The following is a 21,392-nucleotide window of genomic DNA, read 5'->3' as shown; positions in this document are numbered from 1 at the left end:
CATTGGCATTCTCCTTCGGAGGAAACGACCAATACAACAGCACATTTGCTGTAGTATGTATTGACCTTGATAAGAAACCAATCACAATCAAGGCTTCTGCAAAAACCTACAAGGCTTCTGCAAAAACCAAAAAATACACAGTTACTTTAAAAACACAAAAATGCAACTCAAGAGACGGCAAAGTCTACCTCAGCGCAGGCAAAAAAGTAACTCTAAAAATCAACGGCAAAACCTACACAGCAAAAACCAACAGCAAAGGACAAGCAACATTCAGCCTTAAAATAACCAAAAAAGGCAAATACACAGCTACCGTCAAATACGCAGGTGACAACACATACAACTCCGCAAGCAAAAAAGCAAAAATAACAATTAAATAAAAGTGAATTTAACAAATTCACTTTACTTTTTTTATTTTTTGGCTTTGTAGAAATCCTATTTGATTTTTGCAAAAATTTTTTAAAAATCTATTTTTATTTCTATTTTTACTCAAAATCTCTTAAAATAATCTAATTATTATTTATTTTAAGTTACACTTGAAATTTCACATCGATTAGAAAAAATAAGCAATATATAATTATATATAGTAAAACGGAGAATAAATATTAATATGAAACCCAAAAATACCTATTCTCCAGTTAGTAGTTTGTTTTCAAAGCAATTAAATCTTTCGGATTTTGGTTTTGAAAAACCAGCACTCAAAAAAATTAAAGAAATAAACAAGGATATTAGACCAAATAAACTGTTGAAATTCATTAAATATGTATTTAAATACTCAAAAATCGTGTTAAATAAATATTCAAGCAATTTTTCAAAGCATGACTTCACACAACCTGCATTATTCACACTTTTGGCAGTTAAAATCTACACCAGGAGCACATACAGACAAATAATTGATTTATTGGAGTTATCTGATAAAATACAACAATATTTGCACTTAAAAAAGGTTCCACATTACACAACACTCCAGAAATTCTTCCAAAGATTGCCAACAGCAATATTGAAAGAATTAAACAAACAAATATTAAGGAATCATCAAATAAATGGTGAAATTATTGCTTTAGATGGAAGCGGATTCACCAATGACTACGCAGACAAATATTACGCAATTATAAGGCGAAAAGAGAGAAAAAGCTACGTAAAAAACCATATTTCAATCGATGTAGACAGTAGATTAATTCTTCATTTTGCAGCTCAAAGAGGCCCAAGATTCGACACACGCTTTGCAATAGCAGCAATAAGAAACATAAAGAAATATAATCCAAAATACATCCTAGCAGACAGAGCATACGACACAGAACCCATCAGAAAATGCATAAACGAAGAAGCAAAAGCACAAGATCAAATACCACTAAAAACACGAGCGAAAACAGGACATTATTGACTAAAAAGCAAAAATACATTCAAACAAGAAATCTACTCAAGAAGAAACAATGTAGAATCAATATTTAGCGTGATAAAAAGAATATTCAACGGAACAAACAGAAGCAGAAGCTTACAATTATCAAATAAAGAAACAAAACTCAAAAACACAATCTACAACATTTACAGATCAACACAAATTCAATAAAAATTAGGATTTCTACAAAGCCAAAAATTATAAACAATGCCAAAGGGGGGGGCTATGTGAAATGCATGGGTGATGAATACATTTAATGGGATTAAAAATTAGCAGATATGAAAATATGGTAAGAAAATATTTTAAAACAATACATATATTAATAAAAATTGTAAATAACTATATTTATGTATAGTTTCATTGCTTGCTTTTTATTATTAGTTGGGTCTTATTTTGTTTATGGCAAATTTATTGAACGAAAGGTGGGCATTGATGAGAACAAACAAACGCCCGTATGGAGATTGGAAGATGGTGTAGACTATATGCCAATGTCTAGACTTAAAGGATTTTTAGTCCAATTCCTAAATATTGCAGGTTTGGGCCCTATATTCGGAGTTATTCAGGGCGCATTATTTGGTCCGTCTGCATTTTTATGGATTACATTCGGCACAATCTTTATCGGTGCAGTACATGATTTCTTCTCAGGATTTTTATCCCTGAGAAATGACGGTCTTACAATGCCCGGAATCATTTCCAAGTATCTTGGAACAACAGTCCAAAAATTTGTTGCAATCGTAACCATTGTGACCGGTGTCATGGTCGCTGCGGTCTTTTCAACAGGCTCTGCAGCATTGATTGGTAATTTAACAGGCACTCCCGTATTTTATTGGACACTGATAATTTTTGTCTATTTCTTAATTGCTACATTATTTCCGGTTGACAAAATCATTGGAAAAGTATATCCTGTTTTTGGAGTATTATTCATAATAATGGTGGTGTTGATGATAGGATCATTGATTCTAAATCCGAACTATACAATTCCAGAGTTTACAACACAGGGACTATACTTAACGGACAAGAACATTTTCCCATATCTATTTGTAACAATCGCTTGCGGAGCCATTTCAGGTTTTCATGCATCCCAATCACCGATTGTCGCAAGGTGCATGAAAAATGAAAATGATGCAAGGCCTGTGTTTTTTGGAGCAATGGTTCTGGAAGGTTTGACTGCCTTATGCTGGGCGGCAATTGCACTGGCATTTTTCCATGTCCAACCGCAGCTTGCAGCGACATATGCTGCAACGCCGACAGTGGCGGTTCATGAAATGGCAACGGCCCTTCTCAATCCGATTTTTGTGGCTTTGATTATCATAGGAATTGTTGTATGTCCGATTTCCACTGGAGATACTGCGCTTAGAAGTTCAAGAATCACAATAGCAGATGAATTGCATATCAATCAGGAAAAAATAACTTCCAGATTAAAGATTGCCCTGCCATTGTTTATTGCAGGATTTGCATTGACATTTGTTGATTTCACTTTGGTTTGGAGATATGTCGCTTGGGCGCAATTGCTGATAGGTGCCGCAGTTCTCCTTTCGGCAACAGCCTATTTAATGAAAAAAGAAAAGCCCTACATTATAACATTGGCTCCTGCAATAATATGCATATTGATTACATTTGGGTATATTTTACAGGCGCCGGAAGGTTTCAGACTGCCAGCAATGATTGCCAATGTGATTTCAGTTATCTTAACGATTATTACAACTGCAGTATTTCTTAAAAAATATAAAAATAATGAATGATTTTGGTGAAAAAGATGGTGGAGAAAACACAATGGGATTCCCCGTTAGCATTTATCCTTGCAATGATTGGTGCGGCAGTTGGATTAGGCAATATCTGGCGTTTCAGCTATGTGGTATACTCCAATGGAGGAGGGTCATTCTTATCCCTTATCTAATTGCAATAGCCATTATGGGAGTGCCATTTTTAATTCTGGAATACGGAATGGGATTTACTTTTAAAGACTCGTTTTCAAACACATTAAAGCGCATCAATCCAAAACTGGAATATATTTCCTGGATACTGCTTTTATTTGTTTTTATAGTGGTAATCTACTATATAGTCATATTAAGTTGGGATTTGGTTTATTTAGGTTCAAGTTTTACTTTTAAATGGGGAACCGATGCTGCATTATACTTTGTCGACAGTGTTGGCGGAAGCTCTAATCTAAGCAATGCAGGTTTTCTTTTGATTCCAACAACAATCTGCACACTAATCATGTGGATTATAGTGTGGTTTGTATCACATAGGGATTTAAATGAAGGGATTGGTAAGCTTTCAAAGATTTTAATTCCTACCCTTTTTGTCCTCATGGCAATAATTGTAATCTATGCCCTTACTCTTCCAGGCGCTAATATCGGTATTGAAACATTGATAAAGCCGGATTGGATGAAATTGCTTGACATTAACATATGGCTTGCCGCATTTTCCCAAATTCTGTTCTCTTTAAGTATGGGACAGGCCATTGCATTTACATATGCAAGCTATTTGCCTGAAAAATCCAAATTAAATGACAATGTTTTGCTGGTAGTGTTTGCAAATTCCGCATTTGAAGTCTTCACTGCTTTCGGTATTTTTTCAATTTTAGGATACATGTCATTTACCTCCGGAACACCAATGGTCCAGCTGGTCAGTGAAGGAACCGGATTGATATTCATTGTATTCCCAATGATTTTCAATATCATGGGAGTTGCAGGGCACATATTGGCTCCAGTATTGTTTATAGCAATATTATTTGCCGGAATTTCATCAGCGGTTGCAATATTTGAACCGATGGTAAGCTCAATTGAAAACAAATTCAACATGACCCGTAGGAAAACCGTGACTGTTTTGTCAGTGATTGGATGCTTATTGTCCTTAATATTTACGACAGGCATCAGCAGTTATCTTGTTGGTGTTGTTGACGGATTCGTAAATGAATTTGGGGTCCTGCTGTTAATTGCAATCCAATGCATTATCTTCACATGGATATATGACGTGGATTCATTGATACCTGTATTGAATGAAAACAGCAGATTTAAAGTTGGAAAGACCTGGAAATTCATCATCAAATATGTTCTGCCGTTGGTCCTGATTGTCATGTGGTTGATTGGAATAGGCAATCTGTTTGCAAATGCAAATTCATTTGAGATAACAGTAGACATTGTCATAATGGTGGCTGTTCTTGCATTCAGTATAATTTTTACAAAAATTAAACCTAAGGAGAACTAAAATGGATCAGAAGTCACAATGAGGTTCGATATTTACATTCATTCTTGCAATGATTGGCCTTACGATTGGAATAGGAAACATCTGGCGTTTCAGCTATGTGCTGTATTCCAATGGGGGAGGATCATTTTTCATACCTTACGTAATTGCAATTTTAGTCATGGGAGTTCCATTTCTAATTCTGGAGTATGGATTGGGCTTCAGCGTCAAGAAAAGTTTTTCCAGTTTAATGAATAGCATTCGTCCGGAATTTGAAATCGTTGCATGGATGCTTGTTTTATTCGTATTTGTCGTTGTGATTTATTACATGATTATCTTGGGATGGGACTTTGCATATCTCTTAAACAGCTTTACTTTCGGATGGGGAATGACCCTTCATCATTCTTTACAAGCTATGTTGGAGGAAGCTCAAATTTAGCCTCTGCTACTACAATAATATTGCCTACCCTGATTTGCACATTAACATTATGGGCAGTCTTTTGGGTAATCTCCATTAGGGGAGTGGATAAAGGGATTGGTAGGATTTCAACTGTTCTAATCCCATTATTATTTACAATCATGATATTGATTTTTATTTATTCATTCACATTGCCGGGATTCAATGTTGGAGTTGCCACATTGCTCACTCCCGACTGGTCGGCACTCTTCAATGTCAATGTCTGGCTTGCGGCATTCAGACAAACCATATTTTCATTAAGCATAGGTCAGGCCATGGTATATACATATGCAAGCTATCTTCCCAAAAATTCAAAGCTGGTTGACGAAGTACTGTTTGTGGTCATTGCAAACTCATTATATGAGATTTTCATAGCTTTTGGTGTGTTTTCAATACTCGGATACATGTCATTAACGTCATCAATACCAATGAATGAACTGATCAGTGAAGGTACAGGACTGATATTCATCATATTCCCACAGATATTCAATTCAATGGGACTAATGGGACATGTAATCGCTCCGTTATTATTCCTGTCAATACTGTTTGCAGGATTCACTTCTTCTTTTGCACTGTTTGAACCATTTCTTTCATCATTGTGCGATAAATTTGGATGGAGCAGGAAAAAAGGAGTCACAACCCTTGTAATTGTTGCATGCATAGGCACGGTCTTTTATTCGACAGGAATCAGCAGCTATTTGGTGGAAATCGTGGATGAATTTGTAAATAATTTTGGAATACTGATTCTGATAGGCATCCAGGCAATAATATTCGGATGGTTTTATGGAGTTGAAAAGGTCATTCCTGTGCTTAACGAGTTTTCAACCTTTAAAGTTGGAAAGACCTGGGTTTTCACACTAAAATACTTGTTGCCGGTTCTGTTAATTGTAATTTGGGTATTTGGTCTTGTAAAGTTATTCAATGATGCAAATTCGCTTAAAATAGCAGTCGACATAATTATCACAATTATTGTTGTCGGACTTTCAGTAATATTTACAAAAATGAGCAGTAAAAACACATGATTTTAGAACAAATATACAATGAAGTAATAAAGTAAAGAAAATTTATGACAATTGCAGAGAGACACAAGTATGTGATATTTTCATCGCCATTTAAATCATTGTTATAAAATGGAGGATAATCTTATATTTTTTAAAAATTCAGGTTTAGATTTAGTGTTCTAGCAGTGTTTAGAGACAATCATATTAGAGAATATCAAAGTCAAAAAAAAGAAATTAAAAGCTATTAAAAAAAGGGTAAATGAGAGAATGAACTCTCATTGTTTTTTAGTCTTTTTATCCTGCAGCCGCAATGTCAGAATAAATACAATTCCCATCAGGATAGCCGTTACCTGCATTACGAATGCCATGGCATCCTGAATGATGGTATCTACAATTTCCACAACAGTATGGTTCGCTTGAGCATCGTTTATATTGCCCACTTCTTGAAAGTGTTCATAGACTTCCAGCTGGAATGTTTCATTTCCTGAATAATCAGGGGCATATATATCGACAGCATGAGAGATACCTCCAAATACTCCAAGAATTAGAATCACACCAATGATTGCTGTACCCATAGATTCACCTAATGACTGGCCTGTTGAAGTGAGACCTGAAGCGTTATTTTGACCTTCAGGAGGAATATTGATCAATGCAACATCCACACTTAAAGCCATTGCAAAACCAAGTCCTGCTCCCATTATGAACATTCCAGGCAGCAGATCCATCATTGTTGTATCCATCTTGAACTGATAGCTTAACATCAGACATCCGATGATTGCTATTATACATCCTATTGCCATGAGTTTCTTATGGCCAAGTTTTGCAGATAAGCTTGGGGCTGCCACTGCAAAAATAAGCAGACCTACAGTCAATGGAAGTGTGGTCAAACCTGTATTGAATGCATTTAACTGCAATACGCTTTGCAAGAACAGGGAAACTGCAAACAGTGCCCCACCCATTGAAAGATAAGCCAATAACATGATGATAGTTCCAACACGCAGATTTCTGTCTTTTAACAATTCAACATCAAACAATGGCACTTTGCCTTTCCCTTTTCTTTTGAGTTCAAACCATGCAAATCCTGCTAAGGCAATTATGCCCGCAATTATTACGGCTATGCTGGTGTTGAAATCTTTTGTCAGTGACAAAATACCGAATACTAACAAGATAAGACCTATAAATGAAATTATAGCACCTGTAATGTCCAAATCGCTTTTGGATTCTGTAGGTGAGAAATTAGGTATTTTACCTTGAAGTACTAAAATAAGGATAACGACTATTAATTCACATGCAAATCCATATCTCCAACTGAGAAATGTTGTCATGACTCCACCGAAGAGCGGACCGATAGCGGCTGCAATTGCGCCCATGACACCAACGATTGCCAAAGCGACTGTACGTTTTTCGCCGGAATATGTTCCGCTTATAATGGAAACGGTAGCAGGCATCATCAATGCTCCAGCAATACCTTCTATTACTGCCCATCCGATAAATAATATTTCAGCACTTGGACTTATTGCTGCAGTGAATGTACCGACACCATAAAGTGCAGTACCAATTAAAAACAACTTCTTTTTACCGACTATATCCTGAAGCTTGGCGCTCAGCAGCATGAATGCGGCCGTGATGAGAGTATAAAACGACATGGTCGCTTGAATGGTACTAACATCAGTATGCAAATCGGCAACAACCTGAGCAATACTCACATTCATGAATGTAGCGTCCAAAGCTATAATAAAGGAAGCCAAGGCCACAATTATCAGTGGAATCCATGACTGTTCCTTAACTGTTTCATTCATTATTATTAATCCTCCAAATATTGTTAATTTTAAGTAGCGTATTAGTAAAAAAACTAATAGGGCATATCTAAAAATTTAATATACTTAATATTATTTTTTCTTCTTGTTGTTTTATATAGTTTGTGACTTCTATGGGATTTAATATAAAATTATCAACATGAAAAAAGCCAATTCAGCTAAATTCTATTTTAATAACTTGAAAATGTTTTCAATCACTTCATTGGCATCATATTGGCAACTTTCCGGTGTATCTCTCTAGTTCATTTTTTAAATCATCCAGATCGAATCCTGTCTTTTCTTCCACATCGGATATGACGTTGCTTAAGTTGGTGTCGTTTACATAATCTTCTGCTCTTGACAGCAGATCTCCAGTCATATTTTCTGCAGAGGAAATGGTGCTGATCTTGTACTCCACTGATTTGGCCATGTGAAGTGCAATGTCCCTGTCGTTGCAGCAGATTATGATATTGTCGTGAGTGGTTTCATTATATAATGGAATGCAATAGAATTTGCCGTTATAGTTCACTTTAATGATGTCAAATATATGGATTTCAAGTAATTCGTCAGCATTTATCACGTAACATGTGAAGCCGTCAATCTCCTGCTTTTCTCCATTTTTAATCAGATCGTTTAGGGTGCTGAAGCCCACTTCAGACACATTGATGATGCTTCCGTCCTCATGACTGTTGTATGTAACCAGGATTCCATTGTCCCAATTCCAAATCTTAACTCCCGCAAGTTCCCCATCAAATTTAGTTTTATTGGCCGGAACTTCCATGGTTGTCCCGTTCGGAGTTATTTCAATTCTCTCATAGCTAACTGAAGTTAACATCACTAGAATAATGACAACTGCAATGATAAGAATTATTATTCCGATTATAGCTATTTTCCTATTCATCCATGAATCACGCCTTCATCTTTATCCAATATGTGCAAGAGCGCCCCGGCATCTTCAAGCCTATTCTGAACTGCACAAAAAAGTGCGGGCATGATTGCTTTCCATGCCCTTACTATTCTTTAATATATTGCAGTTAGTTAATAATTGTTATTATTCTGCAGTTGGCAAACAAGTCTATTATTGGCATTGAAAATTTAGCTTTTGTTGGGTCTTTTTCAAAGGGCACCGTTTAATTACATTCTTTTAAAAAAAAAATAGTCAAATTTATATAATATTTTAATAATAATGATTATACAAGAGAGTTACTTTAAAGTAAACCTCTATGGAGATGTAAAACATCGATAAATTTTAATGTCTAATGCTGATTGTAGAGATTTTTTCTCTGCAATAGACATTAAATTTGACTTTTTTTATATTAAGAATTCTACTGATTTTCGGATATTTATTAAACAATAATTATAATTTTAACACTAACAAATTATGTGGCAATATTAAAAAAAAGGTTTATAATTTAATAAAAATATAATTTAGTTATATGAAAATGCGCACACAGTTTGCGGCATTGCTTTTGGTGGTTTTTATGAGGAATATTATTATTGTTCAATGCATGTCAACAGGTAAAAATTATGTTCAGGACATTATCGATAGGAATTGCAATCCTATCGTATTGGAAATGAAACCATTCGGCGATTCAGATGATGCAATGGATTATCAAGAGGAAGTTAAACACGAATATGATCTAATCGAAAATGAATTTGACTTGATATATGAAAGGGATACCTATGAGGATACCCTTGAAATGGTTAGAAAATACGACCCTCTGCTGATTGTTCCCGGAACTGAAGATGGAGTGATACTGGCCACAAAACTGGCAAATGACTTGAATCTGTTATGCAACCCTATTGAAAACATCGATGCAATGACATTGAAAAATGAAATGCAAAACAGATTGGCCGAAAATAATCTTCGTTCAATCAAGGGACAGGTTATCAGGTCTTTGGATGAAGCCATCATATATTATGACTCTGAAAATCTAAAGGAAGTTGTTGTAAAGCCGGTGTATAGCGCCGCATCAGTTGGCGTGAGACTATGTTCAAACAAACAGGAAATGATTGATGCGGTTAATGAAGTGTTTAACTTGACTGGAGTTTATGGAAATGAACTGACTGAACTCGTAATTCAAGAGCGCATAAAAGGACAGGAATATGTTGTAAACACCGTTTCATGCAATGGGACTCATCGTGTGACAACAATCTGGAAATACAACAAGATCAAAACCTCTGAAGGAGGCAATATTTATGATAATGATGAAATCGTTTATGAATTGGGAATTGGCGATTCTGAAATTGTAGAATATGCATATGATGTTGCGGATGCATTGGGAATAAAATACGGCCCTGTTCATGGGGAGTACATGGTTGACGAAAAAGGCCCTGTTCTAATAGAAGTCAATTGCCGCCCACATGGAGGAAATATGGATGCTAGATATCTGGACTTGATTTCCGGTCAGCATGAAACAGACAGTTCCTTGGATTCCTATTTGAATCCTGAAAAATTCCATCTTGAACGTAAAAAAGGTTATCATCAAATTGCATATGGATGTATTAAAGAAATCAATGTTCCAAAAGACCTGATTGCAAAATCCTCTCCAATGGAATCCATAGGGGTTAATTTAAAAAGTTACTTTAAAACAAACATAAGTCCAATTGAAACTCCTCAAAAGTTTTCTAAAACTCAAGATCTGGAAAGCAGCGCAGGAACCGTGTATCTTGTTAATGAAGACCCCCACCAGCTTCAAAAGGATGTTGAATTTTTAAGAAGCATTGAAAAACGCGCTTTTCAACTGGTCCTTAGTGAAGATTTGCATGATGACGGAAATATTGAAGAGGATAAAATTTCTAGCGAAATCGAGTCTTTGATAAATGACATCAAAGCTTATGGGAATTGCCTTTTAGTTACCGAAAGCATATTTGATAATTTAGAGATATCCCAGGTTTTAGTTGAAAATCTCGATGACATCAAAGGGAAATTCGATTGCGTGGTGGTGAATTTAAACAGAAGCATTTCAAATAAAAAAGACGATGAAACTGTCAAGTTACTTTTAAATATATTTGATTTAGTAAAAAAGAGTGGATTGATTTTCATTCCTCAAACAACCTATGATTTCATGCCTAACTCAAGATTAGGTGCTGAAGCATTACTGACTTTACTGGATTTTAAAATCGAATTGCCGATACATAAATTGAATAGAATGGTTATTGCATCTAAAGGATAGTATTTGGATATCATGACATATGAGCGAAACTTTGATTTATTGAACAGCAAGTTCAGGGAATTGTTTTTCCCAACATTAATGGCTTCAATAGCAGGCAATTTTGCCATTCTTGTAGATGCATTCTTCATCAGCATGTTCTTGGGTTCCACATTTTTGTCTGTAGTTCAAAGCATTGAACCTTTCGTTGCTTTCATCAATGTTATCTACTGGCTGATTGGTTTGGGCGGAAGCATCCTATGCACCATGGCCCGAGCGGAGTTCAATAATCAAAAGGGAAACGCTTATTTCACGATTTCACTAATCGCAATCATAATTATCGGGCTGATCATTACCCTTTCAGCCATAATCTTTCAGGACCCCTATGTTGAATTGCTATGCAATTCCGCTCAACTGAAACCGCTTGTCGCCCAGTATTTCTTTTTCTATGCTCTGGGCATTGTTTTTGAATGTTATATGGTGTGTTTGGCATATTTCATAAAAACCGATGGTTTCATCAATATGCAGTTCAGGGCATTTCTGCTTTGCAATGTCGTCAATATTGTTTTTGATGTCATCTTAATGAAATTTTTCAATATGGGGATTTCCGGTGCTGCAATCGCAACAACCATTGGCCATATTGTATCTGCAATATACATCACATTCTATTTTGTAAAATCAGAGAGGACATTAAGATTCATAAAGATCAAATCTTCAAGAATAATCGGCTATTTTTCAGAAATCTGCAAGGCCGGATTTTCCGGTTCTTCAATCCCATTGTATACCACAATCAGACTGATACTTTTAAATGCTTTAATTGCTGGAATTTTAGGGGAACTGGGATTATCTGCATATAATATGTGTTACAATGCATTGTATTTAGTGGATATCTTTATTTTAGGTACTGTTCAATCAATCCTGCCGATTTCTGCAGTATATTATAAGGAAGAGGATTTCCATGGTGTGGACTATGTAACCAAAAGGTCTCTCAAAATTGTAGTCGGTTTTGGTCTGTTCTTTTCTGTTCTGTTTGTTATGTTCCCTCAGGCGGTATTGTTCCTATTTAATGTCAATAACCCTTCAGACATTCCTCTAATCATGAATATCATAAGAATATTCTCCATCAGTTTCATTGCATTTGCAGTCAACAGTCTGTATATGTTTTATGCCGAGTCCGTGCAGTACAATAAATTGGCAAATGCGATTACCCTTCTTCAGGGGCTTATTTTCCCAGTATTGTTCGCATATCTATTTACCTCATTATGGGGAGCTGACGGATTTTGGATTTCACTTGTAGTCTCTCAATTTGCAACACTGCTGTTCATTTTCCTGTATTCAAAAGTCATTGCCCGCAGAAGCGATGGCGAATATTCAGGATTTTTCCTAAACAGAAGACATGAGGGAGTATCATTATTTGAATATACGATTACAGGCAATGTTAAGGATGCCGTTAACCTGTCTGAAAATATTCAAAAACAATTCAATGACGAAAGGCTATCCATAATGGTCAGCATGGCAATCGAGGACATGATTGTCCAAATTATCAATATCAATGATGAGATAGTAGATTTGATTGACATAATCATCAAGGACAATGAGGATTACATTCTTATTTCTATTAAATATTCCGGAATCTGCATAAATATAACGGAAGATGAGGATATGGAATCAAATATTGCAATTTTAAGAAACGTTTCAGAAAAAATCGACTATTCTCAAATATTGGGTTTGAACAATGTTACAATTACAATCAAATGATGTTTTTTTAACAGTCCAGGTTTCTAAAAACATCTAATTGAATTCACTAATTTCTAAAAAAAAGATCATCGGGAATAGCTTCTGAATTTCTCCAGAAAATAATTCAGCTCCTCTTCAATTTGAACCAATGTGACAATTGGCCTGTAGGTCACAAGGGAATTTAAAGCTATCAAAAGCGGAATTGCCTCACCCACATTGACGCCGTCAAATGCGATGTCCTGATAGATGATCCTAAAGTGATTTTCATCAATCTCTTCTATCTTAAGACCTGCCGGTATGAAACCAATCTGCTCTTTTTCAATAAGCTCCTCCAAAACCTTTGTGCCTTCCAGAATGTCCTTGAATTCGACATTTTCCTTATCCAGAAGGGGATTTATGAACTCAAAGCTGATGTCATAGTCATACTTTGACCTGTTAGAGCGAAAATAGCTGTCTACAATCAGGTAGTTGATGAACAGCTCATGGTCTACAATCGAATATCTCTTGTTGTTGAGGACGAACTCCATAATTAATAGTTGTAAAAAAAAGTATAAAAAAATAATCCCCTAGGGATTATTCTTTTTGTGGCTCATATTTTTTAATTGAAATCTGCTTGAATTTCCTTATGAAGAATTTTGCCCAAAGGTATCCCAGTGTTCCTCCAACGAAACATCCGACTAAAATTCCTACATAGATTCCTGTAACTCCCCATCCGAACATGAAGCAGAATATGTATGCAAATACGCTTTCAAGGATGAGTGACCTTGCCAATGTAATTATAAGTGAGTATGTTCCTTTACCCACTCCCTGAAACATCATTGATGACATCATACCGTGAGGGACTGCAAGCACAAAGAGTGTCAGGACTGACAGCGCTGTTGCGATTTCAGGCGCAAGGGATGCACTGGCTGAGGTGTATGCAAACACTGATGCAATCTGCGGTGCGAATATATACATCACCGCTCCAAGAGCGATTGATATTGCAAATCCTACTTTGATTGAATAGGAATGTGCAGTCTTCAAGTTATTATAGTTGTGTGCGCCGTATGCAACGCCTGCCACAGTAAGGACTGCTGTTCCAAGACCTATCAACGGTATCATGCACATCTGCACAATCCTCATTGATGCAGTGTAGACTGCCACTGCCATGGTCCCTGAGGCAAGCACCAGCATGCCGTTGATGATTATTGCCAGGGCTGAAAACACTATGTTTTCCAGTGTTGAAGGTATTGCAACCTGCAGTGTGTCAATCATCATTCTTGACGAATAGCTGAAGTTTTTAAATGACAGGTCAAGGTAGAGGTCCTTTTTGCCCCACATCCAGTAGCTCATTACCGCACATGAGAGTGTTGCCGAAAGCACTGTCGCCCAAGCTGCCCCTGCAATTCCAAAATTCAAAATGTAAATGAATATCGGATCCAGGACAATGTTCATGATTGCAGTTACCGCAATTGCAATTGTTGCACGCCTCATGTCTCCTTCAGACCTGAATATAGCTGAAGCGACACCGGAGTATACGAAGACCAACAGGAATCCGAATATGATGTAGCTGTAGTCCATCGCATATCCTATTGTTTCGCTTGCACCCATGAACTGAAGGATAGGAACCATGAACGCCTCAATCAACACTGTGAATACCACTGACACGATAACTGACAATACGATACCGTGCAATGCGGCATTGTTTGCACCAGCATGATTTTTTGCGCCGATGTTTCTTGCAATAAGTGAGTTTGCGCCAGCGCCTATACCGTTTCCAAGCCCTATCAGCACCATGAACAATGGAGTGATGAATCCTATTGCCGCTAAAGCATCTGAGCCTAGTCCCGCTACCCATATACTGTCTGCAAGATTATATAGCATGATTAAAAGCATTGAAAGCATCATTGGAAGGGCCAATTTGATTATGGCCTTTTTAGGATCTCCTGTAATCATTTCTATGTTTTTGCTTTTTGCCATTTTAGTACTCCTCCTGATTCATTTCCATTGTCTTTACGGCTATTTCCTTTAGGATTTTCTTGAGCAAATCCCTTTCGATGTAACCCTTATCAAGGATTACCTCATCTTCCCATCTGTTCAGTATTTTGCTTGCCTCCTTTAATGTCTCATCACCCTTTTTTGTAAGTGAAACCTTGTTCTGGCGGCGGTTGTTCTGGTCGATTTGCCTTACGACCAATCCCTTATCTTCCAATTTCTTTATCGAACGTGCGACAGCTCCCTTGTTGATATTGCATCTGGAAGCTATCTTCTCCTGATTAATACAGCTTTGATTTGATATCTCAAAAAGCAGGTGAAGCTGTGTCGCATTTATGTCATATCCCTCAAGGTGGTGGTTGACATAAACCGTATGCCCCCTCGATATCATAGATATTAGCCCTCCAACCGGAAGGGAAGATGCATCAACGTTTTTGAAATCTTCCAGGGACATCTTAATCAATAAATGAGTCCAATTCAAAATCGTCCTTTTTGACTTGCTTGGTTGTCAAGGCCAAAGTCGCAAGGGGCTTTTTGGTGTTCTTTTCAAGCTGCTTTAAGGTGGAATCGAATCCTGTGCCTCCGGCGGTTATGAAGAACTTGACCTCATTGAAATTGCCTTCGTTTTGCTTGACATAGGAAAGCAATGGGGTCGCTACCTTTCCTGCCCATACCGGACATCCAAGATAGACCACCTCATAATCCTGAGGGTTGAATTTCAGCTCTTCCAGGTCTATCACCTTTTCCTGAAAAGCGTGCTTACCACCTCTGGCATAGCCTAGCTTTCCCTGATAGTTTACCTTAGGCACGATTTCCTCAACATCCGCATTGACCTTGCCTGCGATTTCATCCGCAAGCTTTTTTGTAATGTTTGTTCTTGAATAATAAGCTACTAATGATTTCATTATTATACTTAATATCTGATAGTATATAAATGTTGCCATGACAACTATTGCAAAGACAACAATTACGTTTCCTGAAAATAATACGATAACCAAAAAGAATTATTAACAATAAGATAAATAATTAACTTTATGTCAAATGTGAAAGCAAGAATAAACAAATATGATAATCTAAAAGGTCTGGCTATTTTCTTCATAGTATTATGGCATTTGGATGTTGTAAGAAGCGTGAATCCTGTCATGTACAAATTCATTTACTTCGCATCCCTGCCAGTGTTTTTCTTCGTTTCCGGATACTTCTCAAAAATAGGACCTGACCAGCCGTTGAAAAGCTTTAGAAGACTGATTATTCCCTACATAATATTTACAATAATCACAACACTATATTGTCATTTCTTTATGGGAGACCCGCTCATTCCCAAAAACATGTTCCTGACCGGAACCTCCATACTGTGGTTTCTGGTAGCGCTGTTCTTCATGAAGATGATGCTTCCTATCGTCGACAAGTTCAGATACCCGCTAATAATCTCCATAATAGCCGCATTGCTTATCGGATTCATCAATATGGAAAACAACATCCTAGGAATCGTTCGCGGTGTTGGATGCTTCCCATTGTTCTTGCTCGGTTTCTACTACAACGACTACAAGCACAAGCTGGAAACAGAATACGGAAGATATGTCGAACTGTTCAAGAAACACTCAAAATTGATTTCAATACTTGCCATCCTATTCATGTTGGTCATTGCATTCACCATAACCGATGCAAGGTTCTATCTCTTCAGGGTGGGATACAAGGGCAACCTGCTTTATGAGATGATCAAAAGGGTGCTGATACTGATATGCGAATTTTTGGCTGTCCTTCTCTTGAACAGGTACATGACAAACTCAAAGAACCTGCTCACCACCTTCGGTATAAACTCAATGGCAGTGTATGTACTGCACTATTACGTAAGGCTGATAATCAAGCCAACAGTCATGAAAGTATTCGGCCACAGCTCATGGGTTTACTTCCCGATCGTGCTGGTATTGGCTTTCATCGTGACATTTGTGCTTTCAAGAGACATAGTAACCAAATACTTCAATAAGTTTACGGATAGTTTTTATTATCTCCTTGTCAGGAGGAGCGAGACCTGACTATCCCTCACCTTATTTTTTTTCTAATTTTAAATCCGCCATCCATTTCAAAATACTTATTAATTCAAATGAACCATACATAACAACATGGACAAAGTAAAAATAGCCAAGGCAATATCCACAATAACAAACCCTCCGATAATTACAATCCCACTATTTCTGATAATATGCTTAGCGCTTTCCTTTGAAAACGGAGCGTTTGACTTAAACAAGTTCATTGTCTTGGAGCTGATTTCACTTATATTCGCTTCAATCCTGCCGTTGGTGATCATACTGTTCTGGGCCAAGAAGCTGAATACCGACAAGGACATATCCAATCGGGAGGACCGTTACATGCCGCTGATTGTCGGAATCATCTCCTACCTCATAGGATTTTTCATATCACTTGCGCTCAACATCGACAACTTCCTGACACTGCTTCTTTTATGCTACAGCGTGAACACCGGCGTTGTCCTGCTGATCACTACAAGATGGAAAATAAGCGTTCACACAACCGGATTGAGCGGACCTGTCGGAGCCCTCATCTTACTTTTAGGCCCTTGGGGAGCGTCTTTCGGAGTCCTGTATCCTCTGATAATCTGGTCAAGGGTGCTTTTGGAAAAGCATACTCTCTCCCAGGCAATCTGCGGAGGCGTTCAGGGATTCTTCCTGACAGTTATTGAGATATACCTGTTCATGTTCCTCTTGAACATGCCGGTTATGGGAATAATTTCCCTTAGAGCTTCCATACTCTATATCCTGGCCATCATAGCCACCCCGGTAATACTGGGCATATTGAGCTATTACGAATTTGAAAATCAGATACTGGCATTTTTTGCCCTGGAAATAGTGGCTTTTTCAATGCTTTTGGTTTTCGGCTATGAAAACATATTAAAAATATTTCTCTTCATCACAATTGTTTGCGTTTTAATCGCATATCTTGCCGGTGAAGATTTCATCTGGAATAAAATATTTAAAAATCAGGACCCCAAGAAATCATAATCGAAAATCCAGTTGACTGTTTCGTTGTCCTCAAATTCATCGCGATTATCCTGGAAATTTTTTTGAATATTTATCCAATGGTATGGCCTATAATTATTTTGACGCCAACCTTTCTTCTCTTTGCCGGTTTTTAAGTAATCCAGATTATGTTTTATTAATTTTAGTCTGTCCTCATCTACATTAAAACCATATTCATTTGGATCTTCACCCATGCTTATCAATCCAAATATTGATCTGGCGCATTTTTCACAGATACTGCAGTTAGACCCATCCCTAGATGTGAAGCAAACCCTTAATTTCAAAGTTTCATGAGATCTTGAAAAATCAACAATATTCTCCAATTTATCTATTCTTCGATATTCATAACCGTCATGGACAATTTTACAACTTGCAAATTTAAATTGGTTATCTATTATTGGTGATGAAGCGCATCGAACATAATCAAGGCCTAATGAATTTGCATAAGATTCAGAATGAGAACTTGCAATGTAAATGCATTTTGATTTTTTCAGATATGCCATTACAACAGCATGGCTCAAAATGCCTATTCCATGTTGCAGTTGATGCCACCAGCTATCTATCATTGGTTCAGGCAATGATTTATCTAACACCTGATAATTCATGCATCTTCTAAAATTAGACCTGATGAAGGAGTTTTCACAATTATACTTTAATGCAAACTCATCAATTTGTCTTGAAAGATAATCAAACCCTTCTGTTTTATCCAACGGAATGTCCGATCCATGTATTGTTGTTAAATGCAAGTTTTCATCAATGTGATTTACAAAGGAATTTAAAGAATCTAGACCTTGCGAAAACAATAATATGGAATTATCTTGAGAATCATATGAATAATCAATAATGTTTTTTACAACAATTTTTCCATTAAAATCAACGAACGGATACATTTGCTGATATCCTTTTTTTATCTCATCAATGCTTTCATAAAAATTTTTATCCAATTCGTCAACAATCAACTTTAAGTCAAAAAACCACACAATAGGAAGAAGATTTGAAACTGCGGGGATGACACAAACGCCATCAGGACAATTTCTCAAATCAAAATCAAATTTCAGATACTCAATGAAATGATACTTTTCTTTTAAAAATCGATTAATATCCTCTGAAGTTTTAAATTTAACGTCTAGAATATTTTCCGTTTTGATGATGTCAGTGATTTCAATGAAAGAATCCTTAGAAAAATATTTTGATATTAATTTGAACTTTTTAAACATAATTATTTATATATTCTTAATTAATTTAATAACTTTTTGTATTCCTGAAAATCGCTTGCCTTAAGGACATCACTAAAAAATTTTTTCTTTTTAGGACCCATATTATCCATATAATCATGATAATATTCACTCGATTTAATTGATTCATAGTCCTTTTTAATTAATATGAATAACTTCTCTTTGCATTTTTCTTCAATGCCCATTAAAGCATATCGAGGTCCATTGATTTTAAAGGCAATCAAATCAAAAAGATACATATCATACCATTCATTTTCAATGAAAATGTCCATCAGAATCTGGCCTGCCCTGACAGTGTCTAGGAACTTGCTGTCGACAGACTCCGTGATGGACCCATGGTGCTTGCGCCTAACATAGAGATACTCTTTTATAATTGAAACCCTTTTGGCATTAAGAAATGTGTAAAAGAAAAAAGGCATATCTTCAAAATAAATTCCTTCCGGAAATCCTGCATTGATTTCAGCTAAAAATTCCCTTTTGAAAATCTTTTGAGGAACGCTTACCGATATGTCAAAAAGGAAATCTCTGCACTCATGAGGGTTGAAAACGCGATTTTCAAATTCTTTGGGAAAATTGCTTAAGCTGAACCAGTCGTTCTTGCTGTACTTGCCCTGATAATATTTAATTATTTGAAAAATGGAAATGTCCGTGTCGTTTTCATTTGCTTGATTGTAAGCTATCCTTAAAGCATCAGGACAATACCAGTCATCACTGTCCAAAAACATCACGTATTCACCGGAAACAACCTTTAGGGCATTGTTTCTGGAAGCTCCAGGACCCTGATTGGATTGGTTAATAACTTTAATTCTTGAGTCGGAAAAGCCGTTTATGATATCCGATGTGGCGTCAGTTGAGCCGTCATTTACAACAATCAGCTCAAAATCCGATAACGACTGTGACAGGACGCTTTCAATGGCTTTCGCTATGAATTTCTCCCCATTGAAAACTGGAAGAATAACAGACACTTTCATGTTAACCGATTAAATGGTTTTGATGACATCCATATATGCGTTCATGGTCTTTTCAACGCTCGCAAGCTGTTTCACGTCTTCTTGAGCATTGCACCTTATCTTGTAGAGCTCTTCTGGAGACATGCCAACAACCTCTTTTATCTTATCAGCCAACACCTCGGGATTTTCAGGCTCGACCACAAATCCATTGACGCCATCGGTTATGATTTCAGGAATTGCTGAAACTGATGTTGTGATTACCGGAAGCCCTACTGCCATTGATTCAAAAAGCACTGTAGGAATGCCGTCCATGTCACCGCTTTCGGCAACCTTGCAAGGAGCTATCAATAACTCTGATTCCTTGAGCTTATCTTCAACTTCCTCGGGAGTAAGCTCGCCTTTAATTGAAATGTTTTTGCAATCCAAATCACTAATTTGGCTTTCCAAATCATCCTGCAAAGTCCCGAATCCATAGATTTCAAAGACAAGATTCTCATCTTCGAGAAGCTTGGCTGCGTCAATCAAAACGTCAAGGCCCTTCTTTTCGACGAATCTTGAAATGGCTACAACATTGCTGATCTTTTCGTCGTTTTGGCTGAATTCGGAAAGCTCATAGCTTGCGGCCTGCTTTGTTATGACGATCTTGTCCTCATTCACACCGTGCTCGATGAGATAGTTCTTGTGGAACTCGCTCAAGGTATAGATTGCAAGGCACAGCTCGCAGTTGCTTATCTCTGCAATGTTGTTGTTTTCAATGCTTTCCTTTTTGAATATGTCAAATGCATGGGCAAAAACCGTGAATGGGATATTCAGCTTTTCGGAAAGGGGATAGGTGTATTTTGTTGAGATTGGAAATGCGAAGTGTGTGTGCATGAAATCTATTTCATAGTCAACCAGAAGCGCCTCAAGCTGGCGTTCGTTCTTAAATAGGACATATTCGATGTCAAAATCAGGCTCTATGGGATTGAAAGCCTCCCTTCTGTGGAATACATAAACGTTGAAACCGTTTTCCTTAAGCCATCTGAGCTCGCTTAGGATGAATGTTTCTGAATGCTCCGGAAATCCGCTCAACACGTAAGCGATATTAAGGTCCTTGATGTCCTTTTCATCCCTTTCTAATTTGGCATATTGCTTTTCAAAAGCGGCGGTTATATCCCTGTACTCCTCAAGCTCCCTTTCATTTTTGGAGTTGACCTTTTTAAGGTCAATAAGTTCCCTTTTCAAGTCACTGATAAGCTGGGCTTTTGCTTCCATCTCTTCGAGCTTTTTTTTGATGAATGCGTCCTTGCTTTCAATTATGTGGTTTTTGGACTTGATTATCTCCATCTTGTTCATGTTCTTTTCATGGGAGTCCTCGTATTTCTTCTTGTACTCCTCATAACCGTTCTTGTAAAAATTATAGGTATCGCTTTTGCTTAACATTTTTTCCGAAAAAGACATGTCAATCCCCTGATTAATGTAATTGTGATTAAA

General features: G+C 37.0%; 18 protein-coding genes and 2 pseudogenes. 10 read left to right on the top strand and 10 right to left on the bottom strand.

The window, feature by feature from the left end:
* The 6 genes and pseudogenes from IJE64_RS01610 to IJE64_RS01580 all read left to right on the top strand — a co-directional run.
* Positions 1-377, top strand: a 377-nt coding sequence (locus IJE64_RS01610; protein ID WP_292781067.1) for an Ig-like domain-containing protein, incomplete at its 5' end; no start/stop codon positions are given.
* A gap of 230 nt (positions 378-607) precedes the next feature.
* Positions 608-1,567: pseudogene (locus IJE64_RS01605) on the top strand (transposase).
* 176 nt (positions 1,568-1,743) lie between these two features.
* Entirely contained in the window at positions 1,744-3,138 is a 1,395-nt protein-coding gene (locus tag IJE64_RS01600; RefSeq protein WP_292781061.1) for a carbon starvation protein A, read from the top strand.
* Positions 3,139-3,152: 14 nt separating this feature from the next.
* Positions 3,153-4,606 (top strand): annotated as a pseudogene (locus tag IJE64_RS01590) (sodium-dependent transporter).
* Between the two features lie 49 nt (positions 4,607-4,655).
* Positions 4,656-5,021: a hypothetical protein gene (locus IJE64_RS01585; RefSeq protein WP_292781053.1), complete on the top strand. Its 366-nt coding sequence runs from the start codon at positions 4,656-4,658 to the stop codon at positions 5,019-5,021.
* Positions 4,964-6,061, top strand: coding sequence for a sodium-dependent transporter (locus tag IJE64_RS01580; RefSeq protein ID WP_292781050.1), 1,098 nt, complete (start codon positions 4,964-4,966; stop codon positions 6,059-6,061). Before IJE64_RS01585 ends, IJE64_RS01580 begins: the two co-directional genes overlap by 58 nt.
* A 254-nt stretch (positions 6,062-6,315) precedes the next feature.
* Here IJE64_RS01580 and IJE64_RS01575 read toward each other — a convergent pair whose 3' ends face one another.
* Both IJE64_RS01575 and IJE64_RS01570 read right to left on the bottom strand, forming a co-directional pair.
* Complete coding sequence (locus IJE64_RS01575) at positions 6,316-7,839, bottom strand: MFS transporter (RefSeq protein WP_292781047.1); 1,524 nt, start codon at positions 7,837-7,839, stop codon at positions 6,316-6,318.
* A 226-nt stretch (positions 7,840-8,065) separates the two neighbouring features.
* Positions 8,066-8,737 (bottom strand): hypothetical protein, encoded by a 672-nt coding sequence (locus IJE64_RS01570; RefSeq protein WP_292781045.1) that lies wholly within the window; start codon positions 8,735-8,737, stop codon positions 8,066-8,068.
* A gap of 580 nt (positions 8,738-9,317) precedes the next feature.
* Between IJE64_RS01570 and IJE64_RS01565 the strand changes: the two genes are divergently transcribed.
* Positions 9,318-11,012 carry an ATP-grasp domain-containing protein gene (locus tag IJE64_RS01565; RefSeq protein WP_292781042.1) on the top strand — a complete coding sequence of 565 codons (1,695 nt, stop codon included), beginning with the start codon at positions 9,318-9,320 and terminating at the stop codon, positions 11,010-11,012.
* Between the two features lie 12 nt (positions 11,013-11,024).
* Complete coding sequence (locus IJE64_RS01560) at positions 11,025-12,746, top strand: MATE family efflux transporter (RefSeq protein ID WP_292781039.1); 1,722 nt, start codon at positions 11,025-11,027, stop codon at positions 12,744-12,746.
* 65 nt (positions 12,747-12,811) lie between these two features.
* Here IJE64_RS01560 and IJE64_RS01555 read toward each other — a convergent pair whose 3' ends face one another.
* The 4 genes from IJE64_RS01555 to IJE64_RS01540 are packed head-to-tail and all read right to left on the bottom strand — an operon-like array spanning position 12,812 to position 15,697.
* Positions 12,812-13,252 carry a hypothetical protein gene (locus IJE64_RS01555; protein ID WP_292781036.1) on the bottom strand — a complete coding sequence of 147 codons (441 nt, stop codon included), beginning with the start codon at positions 13,250-13,252 and terminating at the stop codon, positions 12,812-12,814.
* A gap of 46 nt (positions 13,253-13,298) precedes the next feature.
* Positions 13,299-14,684: an MATE family efflux transporter gene (locus IJE64_RS01550; protein ID WP_292781033.1), complete on the bottom strand. Its 1,386-nt coding sequence runs from the start codon at positions 14,682-14,684 to the stop codon at positions 13,299-13,301.
* Position 14,685: 1 nt separating this feature from the next.
* Positions 14,686-15,153 (bottom strand): MarR family winged helix-turn-helix transcriptional regulator, encoded by a 468-nt coding sequence (locus tag IJE64_RS01545; protein ID WP_292781079.1) that lies wholly within the window; start codon positions 15,151-15,153, stop codon positions 14,686-14,688.
* Position 15,154: 1 nt separating this feature from the next.
* Positions 15,155-15,697, bottom strand: a complete 543-nt coding sequence (locus tag IJE64_RS01540; protein WP_292781030.1) for a flavodoxin — start codon at positions 15,695-15,697, stop codon at positions 15,155-15,157.
* A 36-nt stretch (positions 15,698-15,733) separates the two neighbouring features.
* Between IJE64_RS01540 and IJE64_RS01535 the strand changes: the two genes are divergently transcribed.
* Positions 15,734-16,735, top strand: coding sequence for an acyltransferase family protein (locus IJE64_RS01535; protein ID WP_292781027.1), 1,002 nt, complete (start codon positions 15,734-15,736; stop codon positions 16,733-16,735).
* 59 nt (positions 16,736-16,794) lie between these two features.
* Here IJE64_RS01535 and IJE64_RS01530 read toward each other — a convergent pair whose 3' ends face one another.
* Positions 16,795-17,046: a hypothetical protein gene (locus IJE64_RS01530; RefSeq protein WP_292781024.1), complete on the bottom strand. Its 252-nt coding sequence runs from the start codon at positions 17,044-17,046 to the stop codon at positions 16,795-16,797.
* Positions 17,047-17,068: 22 nt separating this feature from the next.
* On the opposite strand from IJE64_RS01530, the gene IJE64_RS01525 reads away from it, so the two are divergent.
* Positions 17,069-17,716: a hypothetical protein gene (locus IJE64_RS01525; RefSeq protein WP_292781021.1), complete on the top strand. Its 648-nt coding sequence runs from the start codon at positions 17,069-17,071 to the stop codon at positions 17,714-17,716.
* Here the strand turns inward: IJE64_RS01525 and IJE64_RS01520 are convergent.
* The 3 genes from IJE64_RS01520 to IJE64_RS01510 are packed head-to-tail and all read right to left on the bottom strand — an operon-like array spanning position 17,695 to position 21,359.
* A complete protein-coding gene (locus IJE64_RS01520; protein ID WP_292781019.1) occupies positions 17,695-18,951 on the bottom strand; it encodes a hypothetical protein in 1,257 nt (418 codons plus the stop codon). The two genes, IJE64_RS01525 and IJE64_RS01520, sit on opposite strands and share 22 nt — an antisense overlap.
* Positions 18,952-18,971: 20 nt before the next feature.
* Positions 18,972-19,940, bottom strand: a complete 969-nt coding sequence (locus IJE64_RS01515) for a glycosyltransferase family 2 protein (RefSeq protein WP_292781016.1) — start codon at positions 19,938-19,940, stop codon at positions 18,972-18,974.
* A 9-nt stretch (positions 19,941-19,949) separates the two neighbouring features.
* Positions 19,950-21,359 carry a glycosyltransferase family 4 protein gene (locus tag IJE64_RS01510; RefSeq protein WP_292781013.1) on the bottom strand — a complete coding sequence of 470 codons (1,410 nt, stop codon included), beginning with the start codon at positions 21,357-21,359 and terminating at the stop codon, positions 19,950-19,952.
* Between the last annotated feature and the right edge of the window lie 33 nt (positions 21,360-21,392).

This window comes from Methanobrevibacter sp. (genome assembly GCF_017409525.1).
Classification (GTDB): Archaea; Methanobacteriota; Methanobacteria; order Methanobacteriales; family Methanobacteriaceae; genus Methanocatella.
Note: the sequence above shows the minus strand (reverse complement) of the source record. Positions and strands in the feature narration are given on the sequence as shown.

Excerpts from the sequence above, each read along its gene's own strand:
- IJE64_RS01585 (WP_292781053.1), top strand. The coding sequence starts at position 4,656 with ATGATTGGCCTTACGATTGGAATAGGAAACATCTGGCGTTTCAGCTAT.
- IJE64_RS01545 (WP_292781079.1), bottom strand. The coding sequence starts at position 15,153 with ATGTCCCTGGAAGATTTCAAAAACGTTGATGCATCTTCCCTTCCGGTT.
- IJE64_RS01560 (WP_292781039.1), top strand. The coding sequence starts at position 11,025 with ATGACATATGAGCGAAACTTTGATTTATTGAACAGCAAGTTCAGGGAA.
- IJE64_RS01565 (WP_292781042.1), top strand. The coding sequence starts at position 9,318 with ATGAGGAATATTATTATTGTTCAATGCATGTCAACAGGTAAAAATTAT.
- IJE64_RS01580 (WP_292781050.1), top strand. The coding sequence starts at position 4,964 with ATGGGGAATGACCCTTCATCATTCTTTACAAGCTATGTTGGAGGAAGC.
- IJE64_RS01555 (WP_292781036.1), bottom strand. The coding sequence starts at position 13,252 with ATGGAGTTCGTCCTCAACAACAAGAGATATTCGATTGTAGACCATGAG.
- IJE64_RS01530 (WP_292781024.1), bottom strand. The coding sequence starts at position 17,046 with ATGTCCTTGTCGGTATTCAGCTTCTTGGCCCAGAACAGTATGATCACC.
- IJE64_RS01535 (WP_292781027.1), top strand. The coding sequence starts at position 15,734 with ATGTCAAATGTGAAAGCAAGAATAAACAAATATGATAATCTAAAAGGT.
- IJE64_RS01550 (WP_292781033.1), bottom strand. The coding sequence starts at position 14,684 with ATGGCAAAAAGCAAAAACATAGAAATGATTACAGGAGATCCTAAAAAG.
- IJE64_RS01520 (WP_292781019.1), bottom strand. The coding sequence starts at position 18,951 with ATGTTTAAAAAGTTCAAATTAATATCAAAATATTTTTCTAAGGATTCT.
- IJE64_RS01570 (WP_292781045.1), bottom strand. The coding sequence starts at position 8,737 with ATGAATAGGAAAATAGCTATAATCGGAATAATAATTCTTATCATTGCA.
- IJE64_RS01525 (WP_292781021.1), top strand. The coding sequence starts at position 17,069 with ATGCCGCTGATTGTCGGAATCATCTCCTACCTCATAGGATTTTTCATA.
- IJE64_RS01575 (WP_292781047.1), bottom strand. The coding sequence starts at position 7,839 with ATGAATGAAACAGTTAAGGAACAGTCATGGATTCCACTGATAATTGTG.
- IJE64_RS01510 (WP_292781013.1), bottom strand. The coding sequence starts at position 21,359 with ATGTCTTTTTCGGAAAAAATGTTAAGCAAAAGCGATACCTATAATTTT.
- IJE64_RS01600 (WP_292781061.1), top strand. The coding sequence starts at position 1,744 with ATGTATAGTTTCATTGCTTGCTTTTTATTATTAGTTGGGTCTTATTTT.
- IJE64_RS01515 (WP_292781016.1), bottom strand. The coding sequence starts at position 19,940 with ATGAAAGTGTCTGTTATTCTTCCAGTTTTCAATGGGGAGAAATTCATA.